This is a genomic window from Lipingzhangella halophila, assembly GCF_014203805.1.
In the GTDB taxonomy this organism is placed as follows: domain Bacteria; phylum Actinomycetota; class Actinomycetes; order Streptosporangiales; family Streptosporangiaceae; genus Lipingzhangella; species Lipingzhangella halophila.
In genome coordinates, this window is the sequence record NZ_JACHJT010000001.1 from 5,725,003 (window position 1) to 5,746,066 (window position 21,064).

Annotated in this window: 19 protein-coding genes; 4 read left to right on the forward strand and 15 right to left on the reverse strand. The window is 71.2% G+C overall.

Going from position 1 to position 21,064, the window contains the following annotated elements:
- Positions 1-26: 26 nt before the first annotated feature.
- A complete protein-coding gene (locus F4561_RS26025; protein WP_184582608.1) occupies positions 27-2,396 on the forward strand; it encodes a BTAD domain-containing putative transcriptional regulator in 2,370 nt (789 codons plus the stop codon).
- Positions 2,397-2,507: 111 nt separating this feature from the next.
- On the opposite strand, the gene F4561_RS26030 is transcribed toward F4561_RS26025, so the two are convergent.
- The 7 genes from F4561_RS26030 to F4561_RS26060 form a co-directional block, all read right to left on the reverse strand.
- Positions 2,508-3,146, reverse strand: a complete 639-nt coding sequence (locus F4561_RS26030; RefSeq protein ID WP_184582610.1) for an MBL fold metallo-hydrolase — start codon at positions 3,144-3,146, stop codon at positions 2,508-2,510.
- A gap of 78 nt (positions 3,147-3,224) precedes the next feature.
- Positions 3,225-3,860: a DUF416 family protein gene (locus tag F4561_RS26035; protein ID WP_184582612.1), complete on the reverse strand. Its 636-nt coding sequence runs from the start codon at positions 3,858-3,860 to the stop codon at positions 3,225-3,227.
- Positions 3,861-3,870: 10 nt separating this feature from the next.
- Positions 3,871-4,773, reverse strand: coding sequence for an epimerase (locus F4561_RS26040; RefSeq protein WP_184582614.1), 903 nt, complete (start codon positions 4,771-4,773; stop codon positions 3,871-3,873).
- A 72-nt stretch (positions 4,774-4,845) separates the two neighbouring features.
- Positions 4,846-6,207 carry a TrpB-like pyridoxal phosphate-dependent enzyme gene (locus tag F4561_RS26045; protein WP_184582616.1) on the reverse strand — a complete coding sequence of 454 codons (1,362 nt, stop codon included), beginning with the start codon at positions 6,205-6,207 and terminating at the stop codon, positions 4,846-4,848.
- Positions 6,208-6,324: 117 nt separating this feature from the next.
- Complete coding sequence (locus tag F4561_RS26050; RefSeq protein ID WP_184582618.1) at positions 6,325-7,023, reverse strand: DUF998 domain-containing protein; 699 nt, start codon at positions 7,021-7,023, stop codon at positions 6,325-6,327.
- A gap of 317 nt (positions 7,024-7,340) precedes the next feature.
- Positions 7,341-8,054 carry a TetR/AcrR family transcriptional regulator gene (locus F4561_RS26055; RefSeq protein WP_184584194.1) on the reverse strand — a complete coding sequence of 238 codons (714 nt, stop codon included), beginning with the start codon at positions 8,052-8,054 and terminating at the stop codon, positions 7,341-7,343.
- Positions 8,055-8,682: 628 nt separating this feature from the next.
- Positions 8,683-9,348: an NAD(P)-dependent oxidoreductase gene (locus F4561_RS26060; RefSeq protein ID WP_184582620.1), complete on the reverse strand. Its 666-nt coding sequence runs from the start codon at positions 9,346-9,348 to the stop codon at positions 8,683-8,685.
- Positions 9,349-9,608: 260 nt separating this feature from the next.
- Between F4561_RS26060 and F4561_RS26065 the strand changes: the two genes are divergently transcribed.
- Complete coding sequence (locus F4561_RS26065) at positions 9,609-10,121, forward strand: DUF5134 domain-containing protein (protein WP_184582622.1); 513 nt, start codon at positions 9,609-9,611, stop codon at positions 10,119-10,121.
- Positions 10,122-10,361: 240 nt separating this feature from the next.
- Here the strand turns inward: F4561_RS26065 and F4561_RS26070 are convergent, their stop codons facing one another.
- The 6 genes from F4561_RS26070 to F4561_RS26095 form a co-directional block, all read right to left on the reverse strand.
- On the reverse strand, positions 10,362-10,877 hold the full coding sequence (locus F4561_RS26070) for an O-acetyl-ADP-ribose deacetylase (protein WP_184582625.1): 516 nt from the start codon (positions 10,875-10,877) through the stop codon (positions 10,362-10,364).
- Between the two features lie 181 nt (positions 10,878-11,058).
- On the reverse strand, positions 11,059-12,582 hold the full coding sequence (locus F4561_RS26075) for a sodium:solute symporter family protein (RefSeq protein WP_184582627.1): 1,524 nt from the start codon (positions 12,580-12,582) through the stop codon (positions 11,059-11,061).
- Positions 12,583-12,585: 3 nt separating this feature from the next.
- A complete protein-coding gene (locus F4561_RS26080; protein WP_184582629.1) occupies positions 12,586-12,888 on the reverse strand; it encodes a hypothetical protein in 303 nt (100 codons plus the stop codon).
- Between the two features lie 1,317 nt (positions 12,889-14,205).
- Positions 14,206-15,024, reverse strand: a complete 819-nt coding sequence (locus F4561_RS26085) for an SAM-dependent methyltransferase (protein ID WP_184582630.1) — start codon at positions 15,022-15,024, stop codon at positions 14,206-14,208.
- Positions 15,025-15,267: 243 nt separating this feature from the next.
- Positions 15,268-15,900, reverse strand: coding sequence for a class I SAM-dependent methyltransferase (locus tag F4561_RS26090; RefSeq protein ID WP_184582633.1), 633 nt, complete (start codon positions 15,898-15,900; stop codon positions 15,268-15,270).
- An 8-nt stretch (positions 15,901-15,908) separates the two neighbouring features.
- On the reverse strand, positions 15,909-17,081 hold the full coding sequence (locus tag F4561_RS26095) for a cytochrome P450 (protein WP_184582635.1): 1,173 nt from the start codon (positions 17,079-17,081) through the stop codon (positions 15,909-15,911).
- An 88-nt stretch (positions 17,082-17,169) separates the two neighbouring features.
- On the opposite strand from F4561_RS26095, the gene F4561_RS26100 reads away from it, so the two are divergent.
- Entirely contained in the window at positions 17,170-17,766 is a 597-nt protein-coding gene (locus tag F4561_RS26100; protein WP_184582637.1) for a TetR/AcrR family transcriptional regulator, read from the forward strand.
- Between the two features lie 103 nt (positions 17,767-17,869).
- Here F4561_RS26100 and F4561_RS26105 read toward each other — a convergent pair whose 3' ends face one another.
- Complete coding sequence (locus F4561_RS26105) at positions 17,870-18,601, reverse strand: DUF4386 domain-containing protein (protein ID WP_184582639.1); 732 nt, start codon at positions 18,599-18,601, stop codon at positions 17,870-17,872.
- A gap of 210 nt (positions 18,602-18,811) precedes the next feature.
- Positions 18,812-19,213, reverse strand: a complete 402-nt coding sequence (locus F4561_RS26110) for a hypothetical protein (protein ID WP_184582641.1) — start codon at positions 19,211-19,213, stop codon at positions 18,812-18,814.
- A 221-nt stretch (positions 19,214-19,434) separates the two neighbouring features.
- Between F4561_RS26110 and F4561_RS26115 the strand changes: the two genes are divergently transcribed.
- On the forward strand, positions 19,435-20,901 hold the full coding sequence (locus F4561_RS26115; protein ID WP_184582643.1) for an NCS2 family permease: 1,467 nt from the start codon (positions 19,435-19,437) through the stop codon (positions 20,899-20,901).
- The last annotated feature ends 163 nt before the right edge of the window (positions 20,902-21,064 follow it).

Sequence of the window (21,064 nt, forward strand, 5' to 3'; positions counted from 1 at the left end):
GTGTGTCTCGACCGGGGGAGCGGGTAATGCGTGCGGAAGACGTAGCCGGAATGGTTCAGGAAGCACGGCGGCGCGCGGGGTTGACCCAGCGGGAGGCGGCGCGGCTCGCGGGACTGAGCGTCGCGGGACTGCGCGACGTGGAACAGGGACGCGTCACCCGGCCACGGGAGAGCACTCTCCGCCGGCTCGCGTACGCGATGGGGTTGTCGCTCGCCGAGACCCACGAGCTGATCAGGGCCGGCTCGCGGGACGCCGGCCCTCGGGTACGCGTCGACCTCCTCGGCCCGTTGCGCGTGCTCGTCGATGGGCACCCCGTGGATCCGGGGCCGGAGCCCCAGCGTGTGCTGCTGGGCCTGCTTGCGCTGTCCCCCAACACGACGGTCGGCCGGGACACGCTCGCCAAATGGGTGTGGGACACGCGGCCACCGGCGACCGCCGCGGAGTCCATGCAGTCGCGCGTTTCGCGCCTCCGCCGCCGGATGCGGCCGCAGCGGCCGCACACCGAAGCCGACCGCCTGCCCGCACTCGTCGCCGCCGACGGCGGGTACCGGCTCGTCGTCCCCGATGACCAGCTTGACCTCGTTGTGTTCTATCGCCTCGTCGACCAGGCACGGCGGGCGGACTCCTCCGGGGACCGCGCCGGGGCGCACGAGCTTTTCGAGCGGGCCCTGGGGCTGTGGCGCGGGGCTCCTCTCGCCGACCTCCACCGGTTGCACAGCCACCCCGGTGTCGTCGCGCTGACGAGGGAGCGGCACAAGGCCGTGGTCGAGTACGCCGCCAACGCCGCGGCACTCGGCCGCAACAAGGACGCGTTGCCTCTGCTCCAGGAGGTCGCCGACGCCGAACCGCTGCACGAGGAAGCGCACGCCGCTCTGATGGTCGCGCTCGCCGGAAGCGGCCAGCAGGCGGCGGCGCTGGCCGTGTTCGACACGCTGCGGCGGCGCCTCGCCGACGAGCTCGGCGCTGTTCCCGGGCCGGAGCTCACGCACGCCCACCAACGCGTGCTGCGCCAAAACGTCAGCGCCCGGCCCGAACCGATCAGCGCGCATCGCCAGCTACCGCCGGACATCGCGGAGTTCACCGGCCGCGCCACCGAGCTGCGGGCGTTGCGGGACATTCTCGCGGGGCCGCCGGGCGACCGGCCCACCGTCTGCTGCGTCAACGGCATGGCCGGGGTAGGAAAGACCCGGCTGGCCGTACACGCCGCGCACCAGCTCACGGCCGCGGGCCACTTCGCGGACGTACAGCTCTACGCGGATCTTGGCGGCCACTCCGCCCAGCCGCCCGCCGACCCCGCGGCGGTGCTCGACTCGTTCCTGCGCACACTGGGGGTGCCGAACGACCGGCTCCCACGGAGCCTCGATGAGCGGACGGAGGTCTACCGCGAACGGCTGCGCTACAGGAACGCGCTGGTCCTGTTGGACAACGTGGCCAGCGCGGAGCAGATCGCGCCACTTCTCCCGGCCAGCCCCACCAACACCGCGCTCATCACCGGCCGGCGGGCGCTGGAGCTCGGCGGCGCCCACACCCTGCCTCTGGGGGTGTTCTCCGCCGCCGATGCGCGGGACCTGCTGTCGACCGTCGTCGGAGGCTCCCGGGTGGCCGCCGCTCCGGACGACGCCGAGGCGATCGTGCGCCTGTGCGGCCGCCATCCCCTCGCCGTGGCACTGGCGGCCCGGCGCCTGCGTGCCCGGCCGGCATGGACCATGGCCGACCTCGCCAACCGGCTCACCGCCGACCGGCTCGGCGAGCTCGGCTTGGGGGGACGGCGGCTGACCGCCACCTTCGACCTCTCGTACAGCGGCCTCACCCCTGACGAGCGCCGCATGTTCCACATGCTGGCCCTGCATCCCGGCGCCGACCTCAGCGGGACCACCGCGGCGGCGCTGGCCGGGATCTCCTCGGCCCGCGCCGGGTCCCTGCTCGATCGGCTGGTCCGTGAGCGCCTCCTCGCCGTGAACGAGCAGGGCCGCTACGAGCTGCCCTGCCTGGTCGACGAGTACGCGCGGCAGACCGCCGAGCGCGCCGAGTCCGAGGCCACGCGGGAAGCCGCGATCACCCGGCTCCTCGACTACTATCTGCACACCGCGGCGCGAGCAGCGGCGTTCCTCCTCCCCGACGGCTGGAGTCCGGAGCTGGTCGGCGGCCCTCCCGCGGAAAAGCCGGCACTGGAGACCTTCGGCGAGGCCAAGCTGTGGCTGGCCGCGGAGCGCGCCGACTTGGCCTCCGCCGTCGTCCTGGCGACGGCACAGAGCCGGTGGGGCCACGCGTGGCAGCTCGCGGACACGATCCGCCGGGTCTGGGGGAGTTTCGGGGCCGAGATTCTGTCGGGCACATGCGCGCTCTCCCCGATACGCCCGCCCCGCCCCACGGCGCCCCTCTCCGGCACGCGGTAACCAGCCCCCGGCCGGAGTCATCCGTGCCCAACGGCCGCGGCGAAGAACAGCTCGCGTGCTCCTTCCCGGCCCGCACCGGATGGGAAGCTCACCACCCGACCAACAGGAACCTCAGTAGAGCTCCACCGCTTCCCCCGGTGGGATGCGCTGGTAGTCGCCGCCCGCGGAGTGGGCGGCGGCGTTGAGGATGTTGCCGATCACCCTGGTGCCTATCTCGTTGACCAGGCCGTCGTGGATCGAGTAGGCGCGCTCGGGCGTCACCCGGCTCGCGTAGTCGACGACCTCGGTGGCCTTCAGCCAGGGCGCGTTGGTGGGCAGCAGCAGGGTGCGCACCGGCTCCTCGGGCACGGTGAAGGCATCGCCCGGGTGGAACACCTCGCCGCCGATCAGGAAGCCGATGTTGCGCACCGGGGCGAGGTGGGTGGGGGCGTGCTTCTCGCCGTAGACGTGGACCGCCATCCCGGCGGCGTCGAAGGTGTCGCCGTGCCGCACAACCCGGATCCGCTCGCGCGGCACGTCGGTGAACCGCGCCGCGACGGAGTCGTTCGTCCACACCGTGAGATCGGGGTTTTCCCGCAGCGCGGCGGTGACCGCCGGAACATCAACGTGGTCGAAGTGTTCGTGGGTCACCAGCACCGCGTGGGCGCCGCGCAACAGGTCCGCGCCGCTGAACTCGCCCGGGTCGATCACCACCGCGGATGATCCCTGCTCAACGCGCACACACGCATGCCCATGCTTTGTCAGCCGCACCAGCAGCTCCTTCTCGCCGTCAACTGCCGCCTGGGGACCGCTGGCTCCCAGGCCGGAGCGTCGTCGTTCGAGACGACATTACTGGTTCCGGTAGCGCTGGTGCGCCCGGTCCTGTGCCGCCGAGCGCGCCCGCGCCCGTATCCTCGTGAGGGTTTCCGCCGCGGGGCCGGAGGCCTCCAACTCCCGCAGATCGAGCCGCTGCAGGCGCGCCTCCCGCCGGACCAGGGGCTCCCCCGCCATCTGCCGCGAGGGCGGGGCGCCGTTCCACCCCAGGTAGCAGACCAGGGCCGTGGTGCCCTCGCGTCCTTTGCGCAGGCACAGAACGCTCTGGTGCGCCTGACCGTGCAGGGCGACGTGGCCGGCCCCCACGACGGCGTGCACCGCGCACATGCCGCATTCGCCGAGGTAGGTCAGCGCGTCCACGGCGTCCGGGCCCTTGTCCAGCCACGCCGCCGACAGTCGCCCCGGTGCCCACCCCAGTTCGAAACAGGCGAGCAGCGCGGAGGGTTCGATGCCGCTGCCGTGCTGGAGGTGGCTCCACACCGCATCGAGCGTGGCTTCCAGCAGCACGGGATCCCCCTCGCCCGTCCGGGCACACAGCAGCGAGTAGTCCGGAAGCAGCCGGGTGGCCACCGCCGCGGGCGGCACCGCGCGGGCGACGGGAGTGAGCGCCTCCAGCCGCGCCGCCAACTGCCTCTCCTCCGGCTGGCCCATGGGGCGGCCGTCAGCCGGACGCGAGGTTCGCCAGGGCCGGCGCCAGGCGCGGATGGCCGAACTCGAAACCCGACTCGGTCAGGCGGGTGGGGACGCAGCGGCGGCCGGTCAGCGCCAGCGACGGGTCGGTGCGCAGCACGAGCGCTCCCAACCGGACAAGGGGCGCGGGCGTCGGCGGCGCGGGAGGACGCCGGAACTGCCGGCGCAGGGTCGCCATCAGCTCGGCGTTACGCACCGGGTTGGGGCCGGTGGCGTGGACGGTCCCCGACATCTCGGGGTCTGCCAGCGCGCGGCGCACGACGGCGAGGAAGTCGTCGATGTGCAGCCAGCTCACCCACTGGCGCCCGGACCCGACCCGGCCGCCGAGACCCCACCGGACGATGCCGGACAGCCGGTTGAGGGCGGGGGTGTCCCGGTCCAGGACAACGGAGGTGCGCAGGGTCACCTGGCGATCGGCGCGCACGCCGGCGGCCGCGGCCTCCCAGGCGCGGGCGACACCCGCCATCTGCGGCGGACCATCGGCGACCGGGCTCGTCTCGTCGATGGCCCGCTCGCCAGCGTCACCGAAGATGGCCAGGGTGCTCATCTGGATCCAGACCAAGGGAGGCTCGGCGACGTCGGCGGCGGCCGCGGCCAGCGCCTCGGTCGGCGCCACTCGCGAACGGGTCAGCAGCTCGATCCCCGCGGCCGTTGGGCGGCGGTCGACGAGCTCGCCCGCGAGGTTGACCACCGCCGCCCCGGCCAGTTCCGACGCCCAGGGCCCGACCGTCTCACCGTCCCACTTCACCTGTCGAAACGCGGAACCAGGCCGGGGCGATCGGCTGAGCACGACGACCTCGTGGCCCCGACCCGCGAGATCCTCGGCGATCCGTCGCCCCAACGCCCCCGAACCGCCGGCAAGCACGATCTTCATGGGGCAATTGTGACTTACCGGCCGAGTATGCCGAGATCCCCCATGTCGCGGGACACGGCAACTGGCGCCTCCTCAGGGGACCTGGGGCAGATCGGCGAGGGCGCGAGTGAGGTCCTCCTCGGACAGGGCGTTGTCCTGCATCGCACCGGACAGGTAGGCGCCGTAGGCGGGGAGGTCCAGATGGGCGTGCCCGCACAGGGCCGTGAGGATCACCTTCTCCTCGCCCGAATCCCGGCAGCGCAGCGCCTCGTCGATGCTGGCCGCCAGCGCGTGCGCGGGTTCCGGCGCCGGAATGATGCCTTCGGTGCGGGCGAAGCGCACCCCGGCCGCGAAGCAGTCCTGTTGCGCCACCGCCTGGGCCTCGATGAGGCCCTGCTCGTAGAGGTGGGAGATCAGTGGCGACATGCCGTGGTAGCGCAGCCCGCCGGCGTGGATGGGGTCGGGAACGAAGTCGTGGCCGAGCGTGTGCATCTTCAGCAGCGGGGTCAGCCCCGCGGTGTCTCCGAAGTCGTAGGCGTAGCGGCCGCGGGTGAGCGTCGGGCAGGCGGCCGGCTCGACCGCCCGGATCACCGGCGACATCCGGCCCGCCAGTTTCTCGCGCAGGAACGGGAAGGCCAGCCCGCCGAAGTTGGACCCGCCGCCGGTGCACCCCACCAGCACATCCGGGGTCTCCTCGGCCAGCTCGAACTGCCGCAGCGCCTCCTCGCCGATCACGGTCTGGTGCAGCAGCACGTGGTTGAGCACGCTCCCCAGGGCGTACCGGGTCCCGTCGTCGGCCGCCGCCTGCTCCACGGCCTCGCTGATGGCGATGCCGAGGCTGCCGGTGGACTCCGGGGATTCGGCCAGGATCGCGCGTCCCGCCTCGGTCACCTTGGACGGGCTGGGATGGACGGCAGCGCCGTAGGTCTCCATCATCAGCCTGCGGTAGGGCTTCTGGTCGTAGGAGGCACGCACCTGCCAGACCTCGCAGTCCACGCCGAAGGTGGCGCACGCGAAGGCCAGGGCGCTGCCCCACTGGCCGGCCCCGGTCTCGGTGGTCAGGCGGCGGACGCCTTCCTCGGCGTTGTAGTACGCCTGCGGCACGGCGGTGTTGGGCTTGTGCGAGCCCACCGGGCTGACACCCTCGTACTTGTAGTAGATGTGTGCCGGGGTGTCGAGGGCGCGTTCCAGCCGCCGGGCCCGGAACAGGGGCGAGGGCCGCCACAGCCGGTAGACGTCGAGCACCGGGCCGGGAATGTCCACATGGCGCTCGCCAGTCATCTCCTGGGCGACCAGCGCCCGCGGAAACAGTGGGGCCAGGTCGTCCGACGCGATCGGCCCTCCGGTGCCCGGATGCAGCGGCGGTGGCGGAGCCACCGGAAGATCCGCCAGCAGGTTGTACCACTGGGTCGGCATGCTGCCCTCGTCCAGCAGGTACTTCGTCTGACCCGGCATGCGCAGCCTCCTAGGGGGTAGTACGGACCGGCACCACACTAGGATCACCGCCGGCGGCCGCTCCTGCGGTGGTCGTGCGGACCTCGTTCCCCGCCGTACCCGGGCAGCGACCGGGACCTAACGGCCGCCGAGCGAGCTGGAGGCGCTGAAGCTGGCCGCCGAGGGGGTGCCGGACGGGGATTGGCGGCCGGTCCCGACGAGCGCGACGAGCAGGATCCAGATGTAGATGGTCTCGGCCGACAGCCGCTCAGTGAGCCCGACCGGGCCGTATCCGGCGAGGGCGAAACCGAGCCCGACACTGCCCGCCAGCGATACGGCGGCGGCGACCGCCGCGGAAACGGCGATGACCGGCGCGGTGCGGCGAGTGCTGGTGGCGATCAGGACGAGCACGAGCAACTGGCCCAGGAACAGCGGGATCGCGAGCAGCGAATGCAGCGCGATGTCGACGTTGCCCGGGACGAGCGCGGTGGCCACCCCGCTGGCACCGATCAGCACCCATAGGCAGAGGATCGCCCACGTGCGGCGCCGGCCGCTGTACACGGGGCGCAGGGCGACGCCGCCGGCGGCGAGCAGCACCGAGAGAACCGCGGTTCCGGCGTTGAACAGCGCATGACGCGGTGAGCACGACTCCAGGACACCGACCGGCCGCTGCTCGGTGGTGCACTCGGTCCAGCCCAGGTCACTGACCGTGTGATGAAGGAACTCGTAGGGTACTGGCCAGGCGCTCACCACGACGAGCTGCACCGTGACGTAGGCGAGGGCGACGAAGCACCACACGGCCCGGGCGACGGCAACTCCGCTGATCTGCCGGATCATGGCGACTACCCCTCCTCGATAGCGGACTCGCCGACGGCGATCGTATATCTTCCACCGCACCACTCGGGCCGTCGAACCGGCCCTGCTGCCCCACTGGCCGGCCAATCGGGGGCGCTCCGGTACCCATCACCCGCACGGGGCGCGGGTGATGGAGCGCCCTGAGAGCGAAGCGGGCCACTGCCGGCCGGGGGCCCGCTGACCCGCCGCACGGCATGCGGGGGGAACGGCACCGCGACCAGTGCCGCCATCGCGGCAACGAGAACTCGGCACGACGCGTCCTCCGCGCTCGCGGCCGAGCGCGGAGGACGCTCACACCATCACTGCCCGTATTCGTGGCGCCCTGAATCGCTCCGGCGTGGAGCGGGCGCCCCCTGTGATCCGCCGCGAGCGGGGGTCACCTCCGCGAGCCAGATCCCGGTGATCGCGTCGATCAACCCGGTGGCGGTGTCGTGCCAATCGGCCCTGGGTGTCGGGGCACGGCGGGCGAGGGCGCGTTCTCGATCGGCACATATGTGCACGATCAGCTGGGTGGAGAACTCCGCGCGTTCGGTGCGCACGTCGAGTGGCAGGTCGGGCAGGCACCGGTGCAGCCCATCAACGATCCCGCGCAGTGCTGGCGTGGTGAGGGCCTCCTTGACCATGACGTGCCGAAGGGTCGGGTCGGTCATGACCTGAGCGCCGAACCGCGCGTACCAGGACGGGACCCCCAAAGCGGCCAGGTGCTCCGTGACCGGGCGAACGAGGCAGGCGACCCAGTCGCGCACGTCGGCCGACTCACGCACCTCGGCCAGTCGTTGCGCACGCGAACGCTCGATCGGCTCGGCGTGTTCGCGCGCGATCGCGCGCACGAGCTCGACCTTGCTCCCGAAGTGGTAGCCGACCGCGGTGTTGTTGCCCTGCCCCGCAGCGTCGCTGATCTGGCGGTTGGACACGGCGACCACGCCGCGCTCGGCGAACAGGCGCTCGGCCGCGTGGCGGATCTGCCCGCGGGTGGCGCTGATCTGATGTGCTCGTGTTTTTCGCTCGACCATGGTCACCACCGCGACGGCACCTCACGCGGCCCGCCGACCATGGGACGTGGCGTCCGGCCCTCGTCCATTCCCAATGCGACCGCGAAGCGGGGAAGCGACTCTACCCGACCCTGCTCCATCGGGACTCCTTTGGTCGAGGGCTGGCGCATCCACTCAACCTAACGCGTTACTTTAAGTCGATCGACTGACTTTCGAATATTTCGTTCGCACCTCCGGACCCCGGTACGGGAGGTTCTCCGCCTTGCCGAATTCCAGTTCGGTGCCGCCACACGACAGCGCGCTCGCTCCGACTCGCCCGCACGTCGCCGTGGCGGTGCTGGCGTTCTCCGGGCAGGCGTCATCGGTGCCGGTGTCGGGCTCGCCCGCGGCGCCATGCCCGCCCTGGTCACGGCGGTCGTTCCGGTGTCGGGGACCGCCGCCGCCAACGGCCCCAACACGCTGATGCGGTCCGTGGAACCTCGGCCTCCAGCGCTGTGGCCGGCGTTGCCCTCACCCAGATGACCACCACCTTCGGGGGAACCCCGTGCCCTCCGAGGGCAGCTTCCGGATGGTCCTCGCGATCGGCGTCGCAGCGGCCCTCGCCGCGCTGACGATCGCGGGCTTCCCTCGCCGGCCCCGATGGCCGGTGTTAGCTGGCGACCCCAACGGCCCGCCGGACCGTCTCGGGTTGGTGGAGCGCGCTGAGCATGAAGTGGGCGACGTCGGCGCGCGGGACGGAGTAGCCGCGCGGGAGGTTCCGCTCGGGGGCTGTCCGGTAGGTGCCGGTCAGCGGCTTGTCGGTCAGCCGCGGCGGTCGCACGCTCGTCCAGTCCAGCTCACTCTCGCGCAGGGCGTCCTCCATCTCGGCGAGGTCGGCGTAGTGCTTGCGGAGGATGGCCTTGAGCACCGGGCCCAGTACGTACCCCATGAGGACGTCGTCGCCCGGGTCCCGCGCGGGCGGATTCGGGCGGCCGGGGGACGGCACCGTGCCGACCGGGGCGGCGCTGACGGCGATGAGGCGCGCCACGTCCGCGTCCCGCATCGCCCGGACGATGGTGCGCGTGCCCCGCGAGGTGATACCCGCGTCGGAGACCGACCGCGGCCCCAGGCCGGAGAGCACCGCGTCGGCGCCCGCTACCGCGTCCCGCATAGCCGCCGGGTCCGGGTCCGTCAGGTCGACCGCGACGCCCCGCGCCTCGTCGGGGAGCTTCCCCGGGTCGCGCACGGCCGCGGTGACATTGTGGCCGGCGGCGAGGGCTTGGCCGAGGATATGGCGTCCGATGCCCCCGGTCGCCGCGAAAATGGTGAGTCGCATCGTGGCCCCTTGGTTAGTGAGTACTTACACACAACGCTATCGCATCGCTGGCTTCGCGATCCGCCGGGCTACCACGCGCCCTCCGCCCTCGCGGTGCCCTCCAGCGCCATTGGCCGCACGGAGCGGAACCCCGGCGTGCCCGCGGGACAGTCGGATACAGCGCCCCAGCAACGTTGGCTCCGAAACGTGCCGGGGATAGTACTCACCGGAACAGGGGGCTGGCGGCGCTCACTCTCACACCGGAACGGAGGCGGACGAGCGTGGCGATGGACACGGCCGTGCATCTCTCTCTGGCGCTCGTCGGGTTCGGCTGCTCCCTCGTCCCGCTGGCAATCCGGCTTCCTGGCCCATTGCCCAGGTGGGGCATCCACTCGATCATGGCGCTGGCCATGGGGGCCATGGTCGTCGCGGGCATGACCGGCCCGGCCCGCCTGCCACTCGCCGCGGTCCTACTCATCCCGGCGGCGTGGGCCTGGTACGAACTGCCGAGGCGCCGGGAGTGGCTGCACGTAGTCGTGGACCTGCTGGCCATGGCGCTACTCGTGCTTTTCGCACCGCCGCATGGCGGCACCATGGCTCCCGATGCCGCCGACCACGCGCACGGCCATGGCGCGCTGGGCGGAACGGCGGCCGCGCCGGTCGCTGTCTTCCTCTTCTGGCTGTGCGCGCACGGAAGCTGCCTGACTCAGCGGAACAGACGGCCACCCGCCGCCGACTCGCTGAGCAGCCTGGGCATGGTTGGATCGATGGCGGTAATGGGAATCCTTGGCTGACCAGCAATGGGACCGTGCACACAGCGTCGGTTCCCGGCCGGGGACCGCGAGCCCGCCAACCGGGCCGCGCCGTCGTTGACGTGGTGCTCGGTGTCGCCGTAGACGCGCAACGTGACATCGGCGTTCATCGCGCGCGGCGAGGCGGCGGTGGCCTCGGCGCGCTCCAGGGGCACCCACGCGTCGTGGCGGCGGGTACGGAGGTAGAGCGGGGTTTCCTCGAAGGAGCCCTCTTGTGCGGACTCAGTCCGCCGCGGAATGCAGCACCCGGTCGAACGCCGCGTACGCCGCCTCGTCGAACAGAACGAACCTGCAGGTGGTGACGCTGCTCGGAGCGGCGTCGCGCACAGCGGCGACGGCGACGCGCGCGGCGTCGTCCAGCGGCCAGCCGTACGCCCCTGCAGAGATCGCCGGGAAGGCCACGGTCCGGGCGCCGAGCTCGTCGGCCAGCCGGAGGGACTCGACATAGCAGGAGGTGAGCAGGTGCGTCCGGTCCTCGGTGGCACTGTGGACGGGGCCGACCGTGTGGATCACCCACCGCGCCGGGAGGTCGCCGGCCGTGGTGGAGACGGCCTGTCCGGTCGGGAGGGGGCCGGACGCCGCGCGAATCCGGCGGCACTCCTCAAGGATCCGCGGCCCGCCGCGCCGGTGGATCGCGCCATCGACCCCGCCCCCACCGAGCAACGATGAGTTCGCGGCGTTCACGATGGCGTCGACGTTCTGCTGGGTGATGTCGCCGCGGACGATCTCGGTGTCCATGAGTCTGGGTCCCCGTTCCCAATTCAGCGTGCGTGCTCGCACCCTACCGACTACCGCCGCGGTGTGGCCCGCCATACCGGGGCCGGCGGGTCGCTAAGCACCCGCCGCGCGGATCGCGGTCGCGCGTGGGCGGAGCCACCGGGTTCCGGTGGCCCCGCCCTCCAGGGAAGCGTGCCGCGGCTCAGTCGGCCGCGGCGTCGGCCGGCGCCGCGGCGCCGGCGGTCCGGGAGACCGGCTCCGTGTCCGGAGCGGAGCGCGCGGGCAGCAGCAGCGAGCCCCCGACGCAGATGAGAACGTTCAGCCCCAGACCGGCGAGCCCGCCGGGAACGCCGTACAGGGTCGAGACACCGGCCATCGTCAGGACCCCCGCGAACCCCGCGCCCACGGCCATGCCGCAGAACACCGGGACCGCGGAGAGCCGCCGCCAGTAGAGGCCGAGGATGAACGCCGGCGCGAGCTGCACGATGAGCTCGAACTTCAGCACGAAGATGTTGTACAGCGTCGTGGGCGGGTTCCACGCGATAACCAGCAACACAGCGACCGCGACGACGCCGGCGACCTTGCCGGCACGCAGAGCCGCCTGTTCCGTGGATCGCGGGTTCAGGTACCGCCGGTACAGGTCGCGGGAGAAGATCGAGGAGAGGCTGAGCAGCGCCGAGTCGGCGGTGGACACGATGGCCGCCACGACCCCGCCGAAGAGCAGGATCATGATCACGAAGAAGAAGGCGTTGATCCCGGCCACCTCGTTGGCGATCATGCCGACCAGCAGCTCGGAGCGGTCCTCGGAGAGCCCGGGGAAGAGCTGGATGCCGATGATGCCGACCACGAACACCACACCGGTCGTGAGCAGCGGCATCCACGCCATGAACGCGAACGACCGCTTGAGGGTGCGTTCGCTGCGTGCGGCGTAGATGCGCTGGATGGCGTGCGGGTACACCGCGGCCCCGAGACCGATCATGACGATCATCGACACCCAGTTCACCGAGTCCTCAAGCGGCGGGACCTCGATCTTTTCCGGCTCGTTGGCCGCGAGGTAGGTGGTGACCTCGTTCATGCCGCCCGCCAGATACAGGGCGCCGGCCAGCAGGAACCCGATCCCGACGAGCAGCGCGATCCCCTGCATCACGTCGGTGAACGCCACCGCCCGCATGCCGCCCAACCATGAGTAGACGAGCATGACCACGACGAATGCGACCACGCCCACCTGGTAGGGGATCGTGTCGCCGGTAAGCCCGGAGATCCCCTGGCCCATGGCCACGAGCTGTTCGAGAAGGTAGTTCGCGAGTCCCCAGAGCATCAGCACGATGGCGAGGATCGTCACCGGTGTCGAACCGAAGCGGTACCGGATCCAGTCGGCCGGGGTGAGGAACGCGTTGCGCTTCGCGATCCCGTACAGCCGCGGCGCGAAGAGCAGGTAGGCCGCGATGACCGCGATCATGAACGGCACCGACTGCCACCAGGTGAAGCCGCTGCGGTAGGCCTCGGGCGCGTACCCTACGACGGAGTTCCCGCTGTACTGGGTGGCGTAGAGGGTGAAGAAAAGCGCGACCATCCCGAGCCCGCCGCCCGCCAGGTAGTGGCCGCGCATGTCGGTTCGGGCGCCGGGTTGCCGACGGCCGGCGAGGAAGCCGATGAGCAGCATGAGCGCGGCGTAGCTGGCAAGGATCGCGATCCCGCTCGCGCCGCCGAAGCTGAGATTCTCCATGCGTCACCCACCGTGCCCGTCAGGGGCACCGGGCACGGTGCCGCGGTCGGTCCGAGCGCTCTCCTCGCTGGGTTCGGCGATGTTCCAGTACCGCAGGCACGCCCAACTGATGACGAAGCTGAACAGCACGGTGCCGGCCACAGCGGCCAGCAGCCACGACGGGATCCCGAAGAACGTGGGGCCCACGGTCCCGGCCGGCCAGAGGAGCGGGCTCCCTCCGACGATGAGGGCGACGATGACGACCCACAGCAAGGGCTCGCGTATCGGTTCCCGTATTCGCTCCGCTCGCGATGCTCTCTCACGCATGTACCGACTCCCAGCGTTCCCCGATTGGGCTCGTTCCTTGCCGTGCGGCCCGATAGGACCGGGGACGCTTCCCTTGCGCGAACCGCCCCGGCCCCCGAACGTGGACCCCGACGCGTTCCGCCGCCCGCTGGCGCCGATGCCGGTAGCACTGGGTGCGCACCGGGCACACACGTCGATGTGACACAGGCCACCTTCCACTCGATTGTGTACAAGATAACGAGCAGCCCAAGGCCCGTCAAAGCTTCTACAGGGAAAAATTCACCAGCACAGCATCGAATCAGAGGACGTTGTATACGACTGACGCTACTTCCGCAGCGTTCGCCGGTGCTCTGGATGCGTGGCACCGCGTGTAACGGGGGCGGCGACGGCGGTGTGGGTCAGCCCTCAGTAGTCGCTTCTGGTGCCCGGCGGTAACGCACTCGACGGAAGTAGCAGCGAAGGCAGTGGGTGGCCGAGCCTGCGATAGTCGGTACAGGTGCCCGGTGGTGGCGCACCCGACGAGAGCAGCGAGGACGGTGGGGGCTGGGCCTGCGGTGGTCGCCCCTGGTGCCCGATGGTGGCGCCCGTAACGGGGACGGCGCGAGGTTCCGGGGGTGGCCTGTGTCGGGGCGTGCGTGGGGGCCGGCCCTCGTAGCGGTACCGCGCGTGCGCCCGCTATGTCCGGATTGCGCGGCCCTGGGCGCCGATCTTGAGGATTTCGTTCCTTCCAAGCGCTACAAAGGAACCATTTCCTCAAGATCAACGCACAGTACTCCCATAATCCGGACATAGCGGGCTCGCGCGGCATCGAATCTGACTGTGCGGACATGTTCAGCGCCGAGAATGTCCCCACGGACACCCCCGCTGCGTCCCGCCACCGGTCGCCGCTGCCCTCGTTGGGCGCGTCACCATCGGGCACCCGTACCGATCACCCGGGGGTCGGCTCACCCACTGTCGTCGCTGCCCCCGTCGGATGCGCCACCGCCGGGCTCCCGCACTGTTAGGTCTGGAAGCCTGCTTGGTGCCGGATGCGTTTTTGTGGGGGTCCTTTGGCGGTGCGGGAGTGGGGGCCGGCGTGGGCGGCGTGGATGGCGCGGCCGTCGACGTTGGTGGAGATGAGGTGGACGCGCACGTTGTGCTGGCGGGCCCAGGTGTGCCGGGGTGTCCAGGTCGGTGAGCATGCGCACTTCGGCCGGCGGGTCGTGGGCGGGGCGGTCGGCGCGGGCGGTGGCCCATGCCGCGGCGTGCTCGGGCGTCTCGCGTTCGGGGCGCGGGGTGGTCACGCGGGCACCTCCTCGCCGGTGTCCGCCAGCAGGTCCGCGCCGGCCCGGCCGCGCCTCACCTCTTGCGCGCGATGCCCGCCATGCCGAGCTGCTCCCCCGGAGCCAGGGTGTCGGGGTCCTTCGGCCCTTCCGGGCGCCAGAGAGCGGTGTAGACGACCCCGGGGTCGATCAGCTCGAAGTCACCGAAGTGGTGCTCGATCTCGCTCGGCGTGCGTGCCCACCCCTCTTCGAGGTTCTCCCGCGTGATGCGGGCGAGTTCCTGCTGGGCGGGCAGGCCGGTGTCGGCGAGCGACGTCAGGAACAGATAGCTGCCCGGGGCCAGTGCGTCGCGGTAGGCGGAGACCACCTCGTCGGCGATGTCCGGGGACAGGTAGTGCAGCATGCCGACCAGCATCACCGCCACTGGGCGGTCGAAGTCGATGAGCCCTGTGACGTCGGAGTCGGTGAGGATACCGCGGAAGTCGCGGACGTCTCCCGTACCGACCCGGGTGTTGGGATTGTCGGCGAGGATCGCCTGACCGTGCACGTGAACCAGGGGGTCGATGTCGATGTAGACAACGCGCGCCGCCGGGTTGATCTCCTGGGCGACCTGGTGGGTGTTCTGCACGGTGGGCAGGCCGCTGCCCAGGTCGAGGAACTGGTCGATGCCGGCCTCCCCGGCCAGGTGGCGTACTCCCCGCACCAGGACCTTGCGGTTCTCGTGGGCGGACTCCTGCAGGCCCGGGATGTGCTCGATCGCGTAGTTGGCCAACTCGCGATCGGCGGTGTAGTTGTCCTTGCCGCCAAGAAGGGCGTCGTAGGCGCGCGCGATGGTTGGTTTGGAGACGTCCAGCCCGGACGGGGTCGACTGCGGCTCACGTGGATCGTCGGTCATCGGCCCGGTCCTCGTCCGTTTCGCGGTTCCTGGGAATTCCGACAATCATAGGGTCATCGCGACCGCCGCGGTGCCAGGCACCGCCCCTTCCGGGGCGTGCGCGAGGCGCTGGGCTGCGCGGGCGCCTAACCAGCCCGAGGCCGGAACAATGGGGGTTCTCGCCCTCCTCGGTGCTCCCAACGGCCGGCGGCGCGGGCCGTCTCCCCCGCGCCACCGGCCGCACCCGTTTCCGGGCCCCTCCTCTCACGCCGACCGGAGCGCGCTCCCCCGGGCGTAGAACGAGGACGGGGTGCGGGACGGGGGGAACAGGAAGCGGTCGAGGTCCTCGGTGTGGAACCCGGCCCGTTCGACGGCCGCGACCGTGTCACGCCCCAGATGGCAGCCGCCCGCCAAGCGGGGCCAGATGGTGGCGTCGAGCAGCCGCTGCGCTCGGACGAAGCCAGGGGTCTCGGCGCGTACGTGCTCCAGGTACCGGAGCTGTCCGCCCGGCCGGAGTACCCGGAACGCCTCGGCGAGTGCCGTCTCGGGGTCGGGGACGGAGCACAGCACCATGGCGCAGACCACCGCGTCCTGGCTTTCGCTGGTGGCGGGCAGCTCCTCGCCGACACCCCCGACCACGGTGATGGGGACGGGCGCGTCCTCGGCGGCGGCCGTGGCGAGCGCGCGCAGCCGCGGCTCGGGCTCGACCGCCAGCACGTGGCCAACCGTCGACGGGTAGTACGCGAACGTCCCGCCGGTTCCGGCGCCGATCTCCAGGACGTCGCCGGTCAGGCCGGCGAGCAGCGCCTGGCGGTGCTCGCCGATGCCGCCGTGCTCCAGGGCGCGGTTGATCCGCGGGTACAGACGGGCGAAGACGGGGTGGTGTACGTGGCGCATTACGCTCCTCACCAGGTCACTGGCAGGCTGGTGAGCCCACCGGTCAGCGCGCTGCGGTTGATGGTCAGCTCCTCCACCCGCGTGGCCAGCCGCATGTCCGGGAAGCGCGGGATGAGCTGGGCGAGGACGGCGCGCAGTTCGATCCGCGCCAGTGGGGCTCCAATACAGTACCGGGCCCCGTGGCCGAAGCTGAGGTGGTCGGCGGGCTGGCGGGTGACGTCGAAGTCCGCACTGTTGGCGAAGACCGACTCGTCGTGGTTGGCGGCCCGAATGTCGAGCAGCACCAGGTCGCCGGCGCGCACCGGGACACCGGCGACCTCCAGGTCACTGCGCGCGTACCGGGGGATGCCGTCACCGTTTCCGACCCGCGCGCGCAGCGTCTCCTCGACCACGCTGTCGAGCAGGCCGGGGTCGGCGTGCACCGCTCGCCACTGCTCGGGCTCGGCCAGCAGCATCAGGACACCGAACCCGATCGCCACCACGGTGGTCTCGTGCCCGGCGAACAGCAGGAACATGCCCATCATGGCGGCCTCGTCCGCGCTGACCCCGTCAGTGCCCGCCAACCGCGAAAGCACGTCGTCGCCGGGCTCGCGGCTCTTCCGGGCCACCAGCTCCCGCCCGTACTCGAACAGCTCGGCCAGCCCTTGCTCGGACCGTGCCCGGTCGTGTTTGTCCGCGGCGGCCTGGCTCCAGGCCCGGAACCGTTCGCGGTCCTCGTAGGGCACCCCGAGCAGCGCACAGATAACGGCGATCGGCAGCGGCAGTGCCAGCGCCTCGACGAGGTCGGCCGGCGGAGTCCGCTGGTCGAGCCGGTCGAGAAGGTCCCGGGTGAGCTCCTCGACGTGGGGGATCAGAGCGCGCATGCGCCCGCGCGTGAAATGCGGCCGGAGCAGCCCGCGCATCCGGGAGTTGTCAATGCGCTCGGTGTCGAAGTTCCCCATAGGACCGCCGAACACCGCGGACTCTCCGGTGCGGGACGCGTTTGCCGGGTCCGGATGGGAGCGGCCGAGCCGGTCGTCGTCGAGAAGTTCGCGCACCTCTTTGTACCCGGTGACCAGCCACGCCGCGTCGCCAACCGCGGTGCGGACCGGGTGGATGGGACCGCGGGCGCGCAGCTCGGACTCAACCGGCGCGGGCTGGAGCGGGTGGGTCAGTTCGAAGGGAAGGTGGACAGGCGGCATCGCGCTCACCCTCAATGTATATGTTCGTTTGTATACTCGAATTTAAACTATGTCACGTGTAAACTTCGATGTAAACAAAGGAGGTGCGATGGCGGCCAGCAACCGCGAGGACCACGCGCAGCCCCCGGCGCGCAAGCTGCGCCGCGCCGAGCGGCGCGAGCAGATCATGGACGCCGCCACCCGCGCCTTCGCCCGCGCCGGGTTCGCCGCGACCAGCGTGGACGACATCGCCGCCGAGGCCGGGGTCACCCGCGTTCTCCTCTACCGGCACTTCGACGCCAAGGCCGACCTGTACCGGGCCGTCCTCGACCGCGCCTGTGAGCGGCTGGCGGAACGTGTGGGAAGCGACGACTTCGACGAGGAGAGCATCCCCGCGTTGCTGCGTGCCGCCGCCGACGACCCCGACGCCTTCCGGCTGCTGTTCCACCACGCCGCGCGGGAGCCGGAGTTCCGCGACCTGATCGACACCATCACCGACGCCTCGACCGAGATCGCACGCAAGAACCTCCCCGCCTCAGTCGCGGACGGCCCGTGGGCCGACTGGGTCGCCCGGCTGCTCCCCACCTTCACCATCGAGGCGGTCATCGCCTGGCTGGACGCCGGCCAGCCCGACCCCGAGACCGCGGCCGACCGCATCAGCCGCGCCGTGCACGGCATCATGTCCGCCGCCCACCCCGGCGACTGACCGCGGTCCGGCCGCGCGGCTCCCGGCCGGACCGTGCTACGCCTTCCTCCGAGCGCGCCCGCTGCCCGGAGGAAGGCGAGTTCCGGACGTTCCACCGGCGGCGTTAGGACGCCGCCCGGGCCAGTCGCGAGCCGCGGCGCCACGCGACAACTCCGACACCGGCGACCCACAGAGTCGCGAGCATGGTGAACGGCACGAACAGCTCGAAGGACAGCCCGGGAACCCCGGCGAAGAGCAGGCCGCCGCCGAGGAACCAGCCCGCGGAGCCCGCGATGCCGACCCAGGTCAGAAGTTTCGGGAAGTCGTCCGTGTACAGGTGCGCGACCGCGTGCGCCAGCAGCGCCAGTCCCAGCAGCGACTGGGAGAGAATGGAGGCCGCCCCGGAGACCAACTCAAGAACCTTGGCCTGCTGGACGAGCTCGCCCTGGGGCGCGGTCCCGTTCGCCCACGCGTCGGCCACATGGCCGATGCTGAGCCCGTCGACGGCGTAGGCGACCGCGAACACCGCGACCGCGACCATCAGCAGCGGCTGGGCCAGACCGGCGACCGCCCGGGCGCGTTCCCCGCTCATCACGCGAGCCAGGGCCGCGAACGCGACCACCCACGCCAGCATGGCCATGATGCCGCCCAGCCGAATCCACAACCATGGTCGGTCGTTGACGTGGTCGAACGCCGCCACCGGGTCGCCGCGCGGCACATCGCCCAGCAGGGCGAACGCGACGGAGATAGCGACCGTCCCCGCCACGGCAGCACACGCCGCTATCCGGAGCAGCAGCACCGTCTCGGTTCCCGACGCTTCGGTCGCAGGCGGGACGACAGGTGGGACATGCGTCATCGGTTGCCCCTTTCCGCACGACGTTGTTCCTGAACTACCGCCCAGTCTCACCGTCGCCGCAGGTCACGGACATCGGGTAGGCACCCGAGACGCACCTGATCCCCGCCCTAGGGGGCGCGGCCCGCATCCCCTACCGCCGCTCAGGTCCGCGCCACCGCGAACGAGAAGGGCGCCGCGTCGCTCGCGCGGCGCCGGGCGCCCGCCGACCCGCTAGGTCCGTGCCGGAGTGGCCGGCGCGGCGGCCTCCCGGCGCCCGGCTCCCTTGGCGCTGAGGGCGCACAGCGCGGCCCATCCGCCGGCCACCAGAACCGCTCCGGTGCGGCGCGGGGCGCTGGCCAGTCCCCGGCCGAGGAAGACCGCGTCGCCGGCATCGGAGGCCACCCGCGCCGCGATCAGCCACCGCAGCGCCGGCCCGCGGGGCGCCAGAGCCATTCCGGTCCCCACAGCGACGTCGCGGAAACCGATCAGTGAGGTCAGCACCCGGGTCTCCCGGGACACCGAGCCGTCGCCTTCCGCCAGCCCGGTCGGGACCGCGACGATCTCCGGGCGGACGATGGTGGCGGCACCGAACACGGCCGTGCCGAGCCCGAGCGCGCGGGCCAGTAGCGCCATTGCGGTCTCCTTCGATCGTGCCGGCTCGCGAGTGGGACGCGCCGCACGCCCCAGCGCCGACGCTACCCCGCTACTTCCGGACACCGCTGCCCCCATTGCTCCATACCCGCTGTGGCCAGGAAATTCCGGTGTGTTCCATGATCGGTTCGAAACATTTCTCTGGCATGCTTGCGCGGCGACGGCCGCGAGTAGGCGCCCGGCCAGGCGAGAGCGAGGCAGCAATGGCAGAGACGGCAGAGGCACGGTCGTTCACCGACCGGTTCTTCAAGATCAGCGAGCGAGGGTCGACCGTCGGACGGGAAGTCCGCGGTGGGCTGGTCACGTTCTTCGCGATGGCCTACATCGTTGTCCTCAACCCGCTGATCATCGGGACCGTTCCCGACTCCACGGGCGCCTTCCTCGGCGGCGGCGCCGAACCCGACCTGGCGTTGGTCTCCGCCGCTACGGCTCTGGTTGCGGGCGTGCTCACGATCCTCATGGGGGTGGTCGCGAACTTCCCGTTGGCGCTCGCCGCCGGCCTCGGGCTGAACGCGTTCGTCGCGTTCGCGGTCGCCACCCAGATGACCTGGGCCGACGCCATGGGGCTCGTGGTCATCGAAGGCTTCATCATGCTGGTGCTGGTGCTCAGCGGATTCCGCAAGGCGGTCTTCACGGCGGTGCCCCGCGAGCTCAAGACCGGCATCAGCGTCGGGATCGGCCTGTTCATCGCCTTCGTCGGGTTGGTCAACGGCGGCTTCGTCAGCTCGACCCTCATGCCGACACCGCCGGTGGAGCTCGGCGCGTCCGGGTCGCTCGCCGGCTGGCCGGTCCTGGTGTTCTGCATTGGCATGCTGGCCGTGATCATCCTGCACACGTTGCAGGTCAGGGGCGCGATCCTGTGGTCGATCATCGGCACCAGCATCATCGCCGTCATCGTCGAGCAGGTTGGGAACATCGGCGTCCAGGACGCCGAGGACCCCGACGCCAACCCGACCGGGTGGACACTGAACGCCCCCGAACTTCCCGGCCGGATCGCCGACATCCCGGACTTCTCGCTCCTCGGCCAGTTCAGCCTGCTCGGGTCGTGGGACCACGTGGGCGTCGTTGTGGTGGTCCTGCTTGTCTTCACGCTGCTGCTCACCGACTTCTTCGACACCATGGGGACGATGGTGGCGGTGGGCCACGAGGGCGGCCTGCTGGACCGCGAAGGCAACCCGCTGGGCTCCCAGCGCATCCTGGTCGTCGACTCGCTGGCCACACTGGCCGGCGGCACTGGTGCGGTATCGACCAACACTTCCTTTGTCGAGTCGTCCGCCGGGGTCGGCGACGGCGCCCGGACCGGGCTGGCCAGCGTCGTTACCGGGGTGTGCTTCCTGCTGGCGACGTTCCTCTCTCCGCTGGTGGCGATGGTGCCCAACGAGGCCGCCGCCCCAGCCCTGGTGCTCGTCGGCTTCTTGATGATGACCCAGATCCGCTCCATCAGGTGGGACGACTCCGACTTCGCGATCCCCGTGTTCCTCACGATCATCCTGATGCCGTTGGCGTACTCCATCAGCGTCGGCATCGGCGCCGGCTTCATCTCCTACGTGGTGCTCAAACTGGTACGCGGTCAGGTCCGGGCGGTCCACCCGCTGATGTGGCTGGTGGCGGCGCTGTTCGTGGTCTACTTCGCCGTCGAACCGATCCAGTCCGTACTCGGAGGGCTCTGAGCAGCCCGTCTCTTCCTCGCAGAAGGCGGCCGGCAGGCCGCGGTACCCGCCGGCCCGGGCGGTATCTGTGTCCGGGCCGGCCGTGCGAAAGCGCCCATGGCCGGCGCCGCGCGCCGCCCGATTCCGCGGGCTGCCAACCGACCCGTAACACGGAATGGCGATC

What these genes read in the sequence shown, in the direction of transcription:
- F4561_RS26025 (WP_184582608.1), top strand. Translation starts at nt 27, where the DNA reads ATGCGTGCGGAAGACGTAGCCGGAATGGTTCAGGAAGCACGGCGGCGC.
- F4561_RS26035 (WP_184582612.1), bottom strand. Translation starts at nt 3,860, where the DNA reads ATGGGCCAGCCGGAGGAGAGGCAGTTGGCGGCGCGGCTGGAGGCGCTC.
- F4561_RS26040 (WP_184582614.1), bottom strand. Translation starts at nt 4,773, where the DNA reads ATGAAGATCGTGCTTGCCGGCGGTTCGGGGGCGTTGGGGCGACGGATC.
- F4561_RS26045 (WP_184582616.1), bottom strand. Translation starts at nt 6,207, where the DNA reads ATGCCGGGTCAGACGAAGTACCTGCTGGACGAGGGCAGCATGCCGACC.
- F4561_RS26050 (WP_184582618.1), bottom strand. Translation starts at nt 7,023, where the DNA reads ATGATCCGGCAGATCAGCGGAGTTGCCGTCGCCCGGGCCGTGTGGTGC.
- F4561_RS26055 (WP_184584194.1), bottom strand. Translation starts at nt 8,054, where the DNA reads ATGGTCGAGCGAAAAACACGAGCACATCAGATCAGCGCCACCCGCGGG.
- F4561_RS26060 (WP_184582620.1), bottom strand. Translation starts at nt 9,348, where the DNA reads ATGCGACTCACCATTTTCGCGGCGACCGGGGGCATCGGACGCCATATC.
- F4561_RS26070 (WP_184582625.1), bottom strand. Translation starts at nt 10,877, where the DNA reads ATGGACACCGAGATCGTCCGCGGCGACATCACCCAGCAGAACGTCGAC.
- F4561_RS26075 (WP_184582627.1), bottom strand. Translation starts at nt 12,582, where the DNA reads ATGGAGAATCTCAGCTTCGGCGGCGCGAGCGGGATCGCGATCCTTGCC.
- F4561_RS26080 (WP_184582629.1), bottom strand. Translation starts at nt 12,888, where the DNA reads ATGCGTGAGAGAGCATCGCGAGCGGAGCGAATACGGGAACCGATACGC.
- F4561_RS26085 (WP_184582630.1), bottom strand. Translation starts at nt 15,024, where the DNA reads ATGACCGACGATCCACGTGAGCCGCAGTCGACCCCGTCCGGGCTGGAC.
- F4561_RS26090 (WP_184582633.1), bottom strand. Translation starts at nt 15,900, where the DNA reads ATGCGCCACGTACACCACCCCGTCTTCGCCCGTCTGTACCCGCGGATC.
- F4561_RS26095 (WP_184582635.1), bottom strand. Translation starts at nt 17,081, where the DNA reads ATGCCGCCTGTCCACCTTCCCTTCGAACTGACCCACCCGCTCCAGCCC.
- F4561_RS26100 (WP_184582637.1), top strand. Translation starts at nt 17,170, where the DNA reads ATGGCGGCCAGCAACCGCGAGGACCACGCGCAGCCCCCGGCGCGCAAG.
- F4561_RS26105 (WP_184582639.1), bottom strand. Translation starts at nt 18,601, where the DNA reads ATGACGCATGTCCCACCTGTCGTCCCGCCTGCGACCGAAGCGTCGGGA.
- F4561_RS26110 (WP_184582641.1), bottom strand. Translation starts at nt 19,213, where the DNA reads ATGGCGCTACTGGCCCGCGCGCTCGGGCTCGGCACGGCCGTGTTCGGT.
- F4561_RS26115 (WP_184582643.1), top strand. Translation starts at nt 19,435, where the DNA reads ATGGCAGAGACGGCAGAGGCACGGTCGTTCACCGACCGGTTCTTCAAG.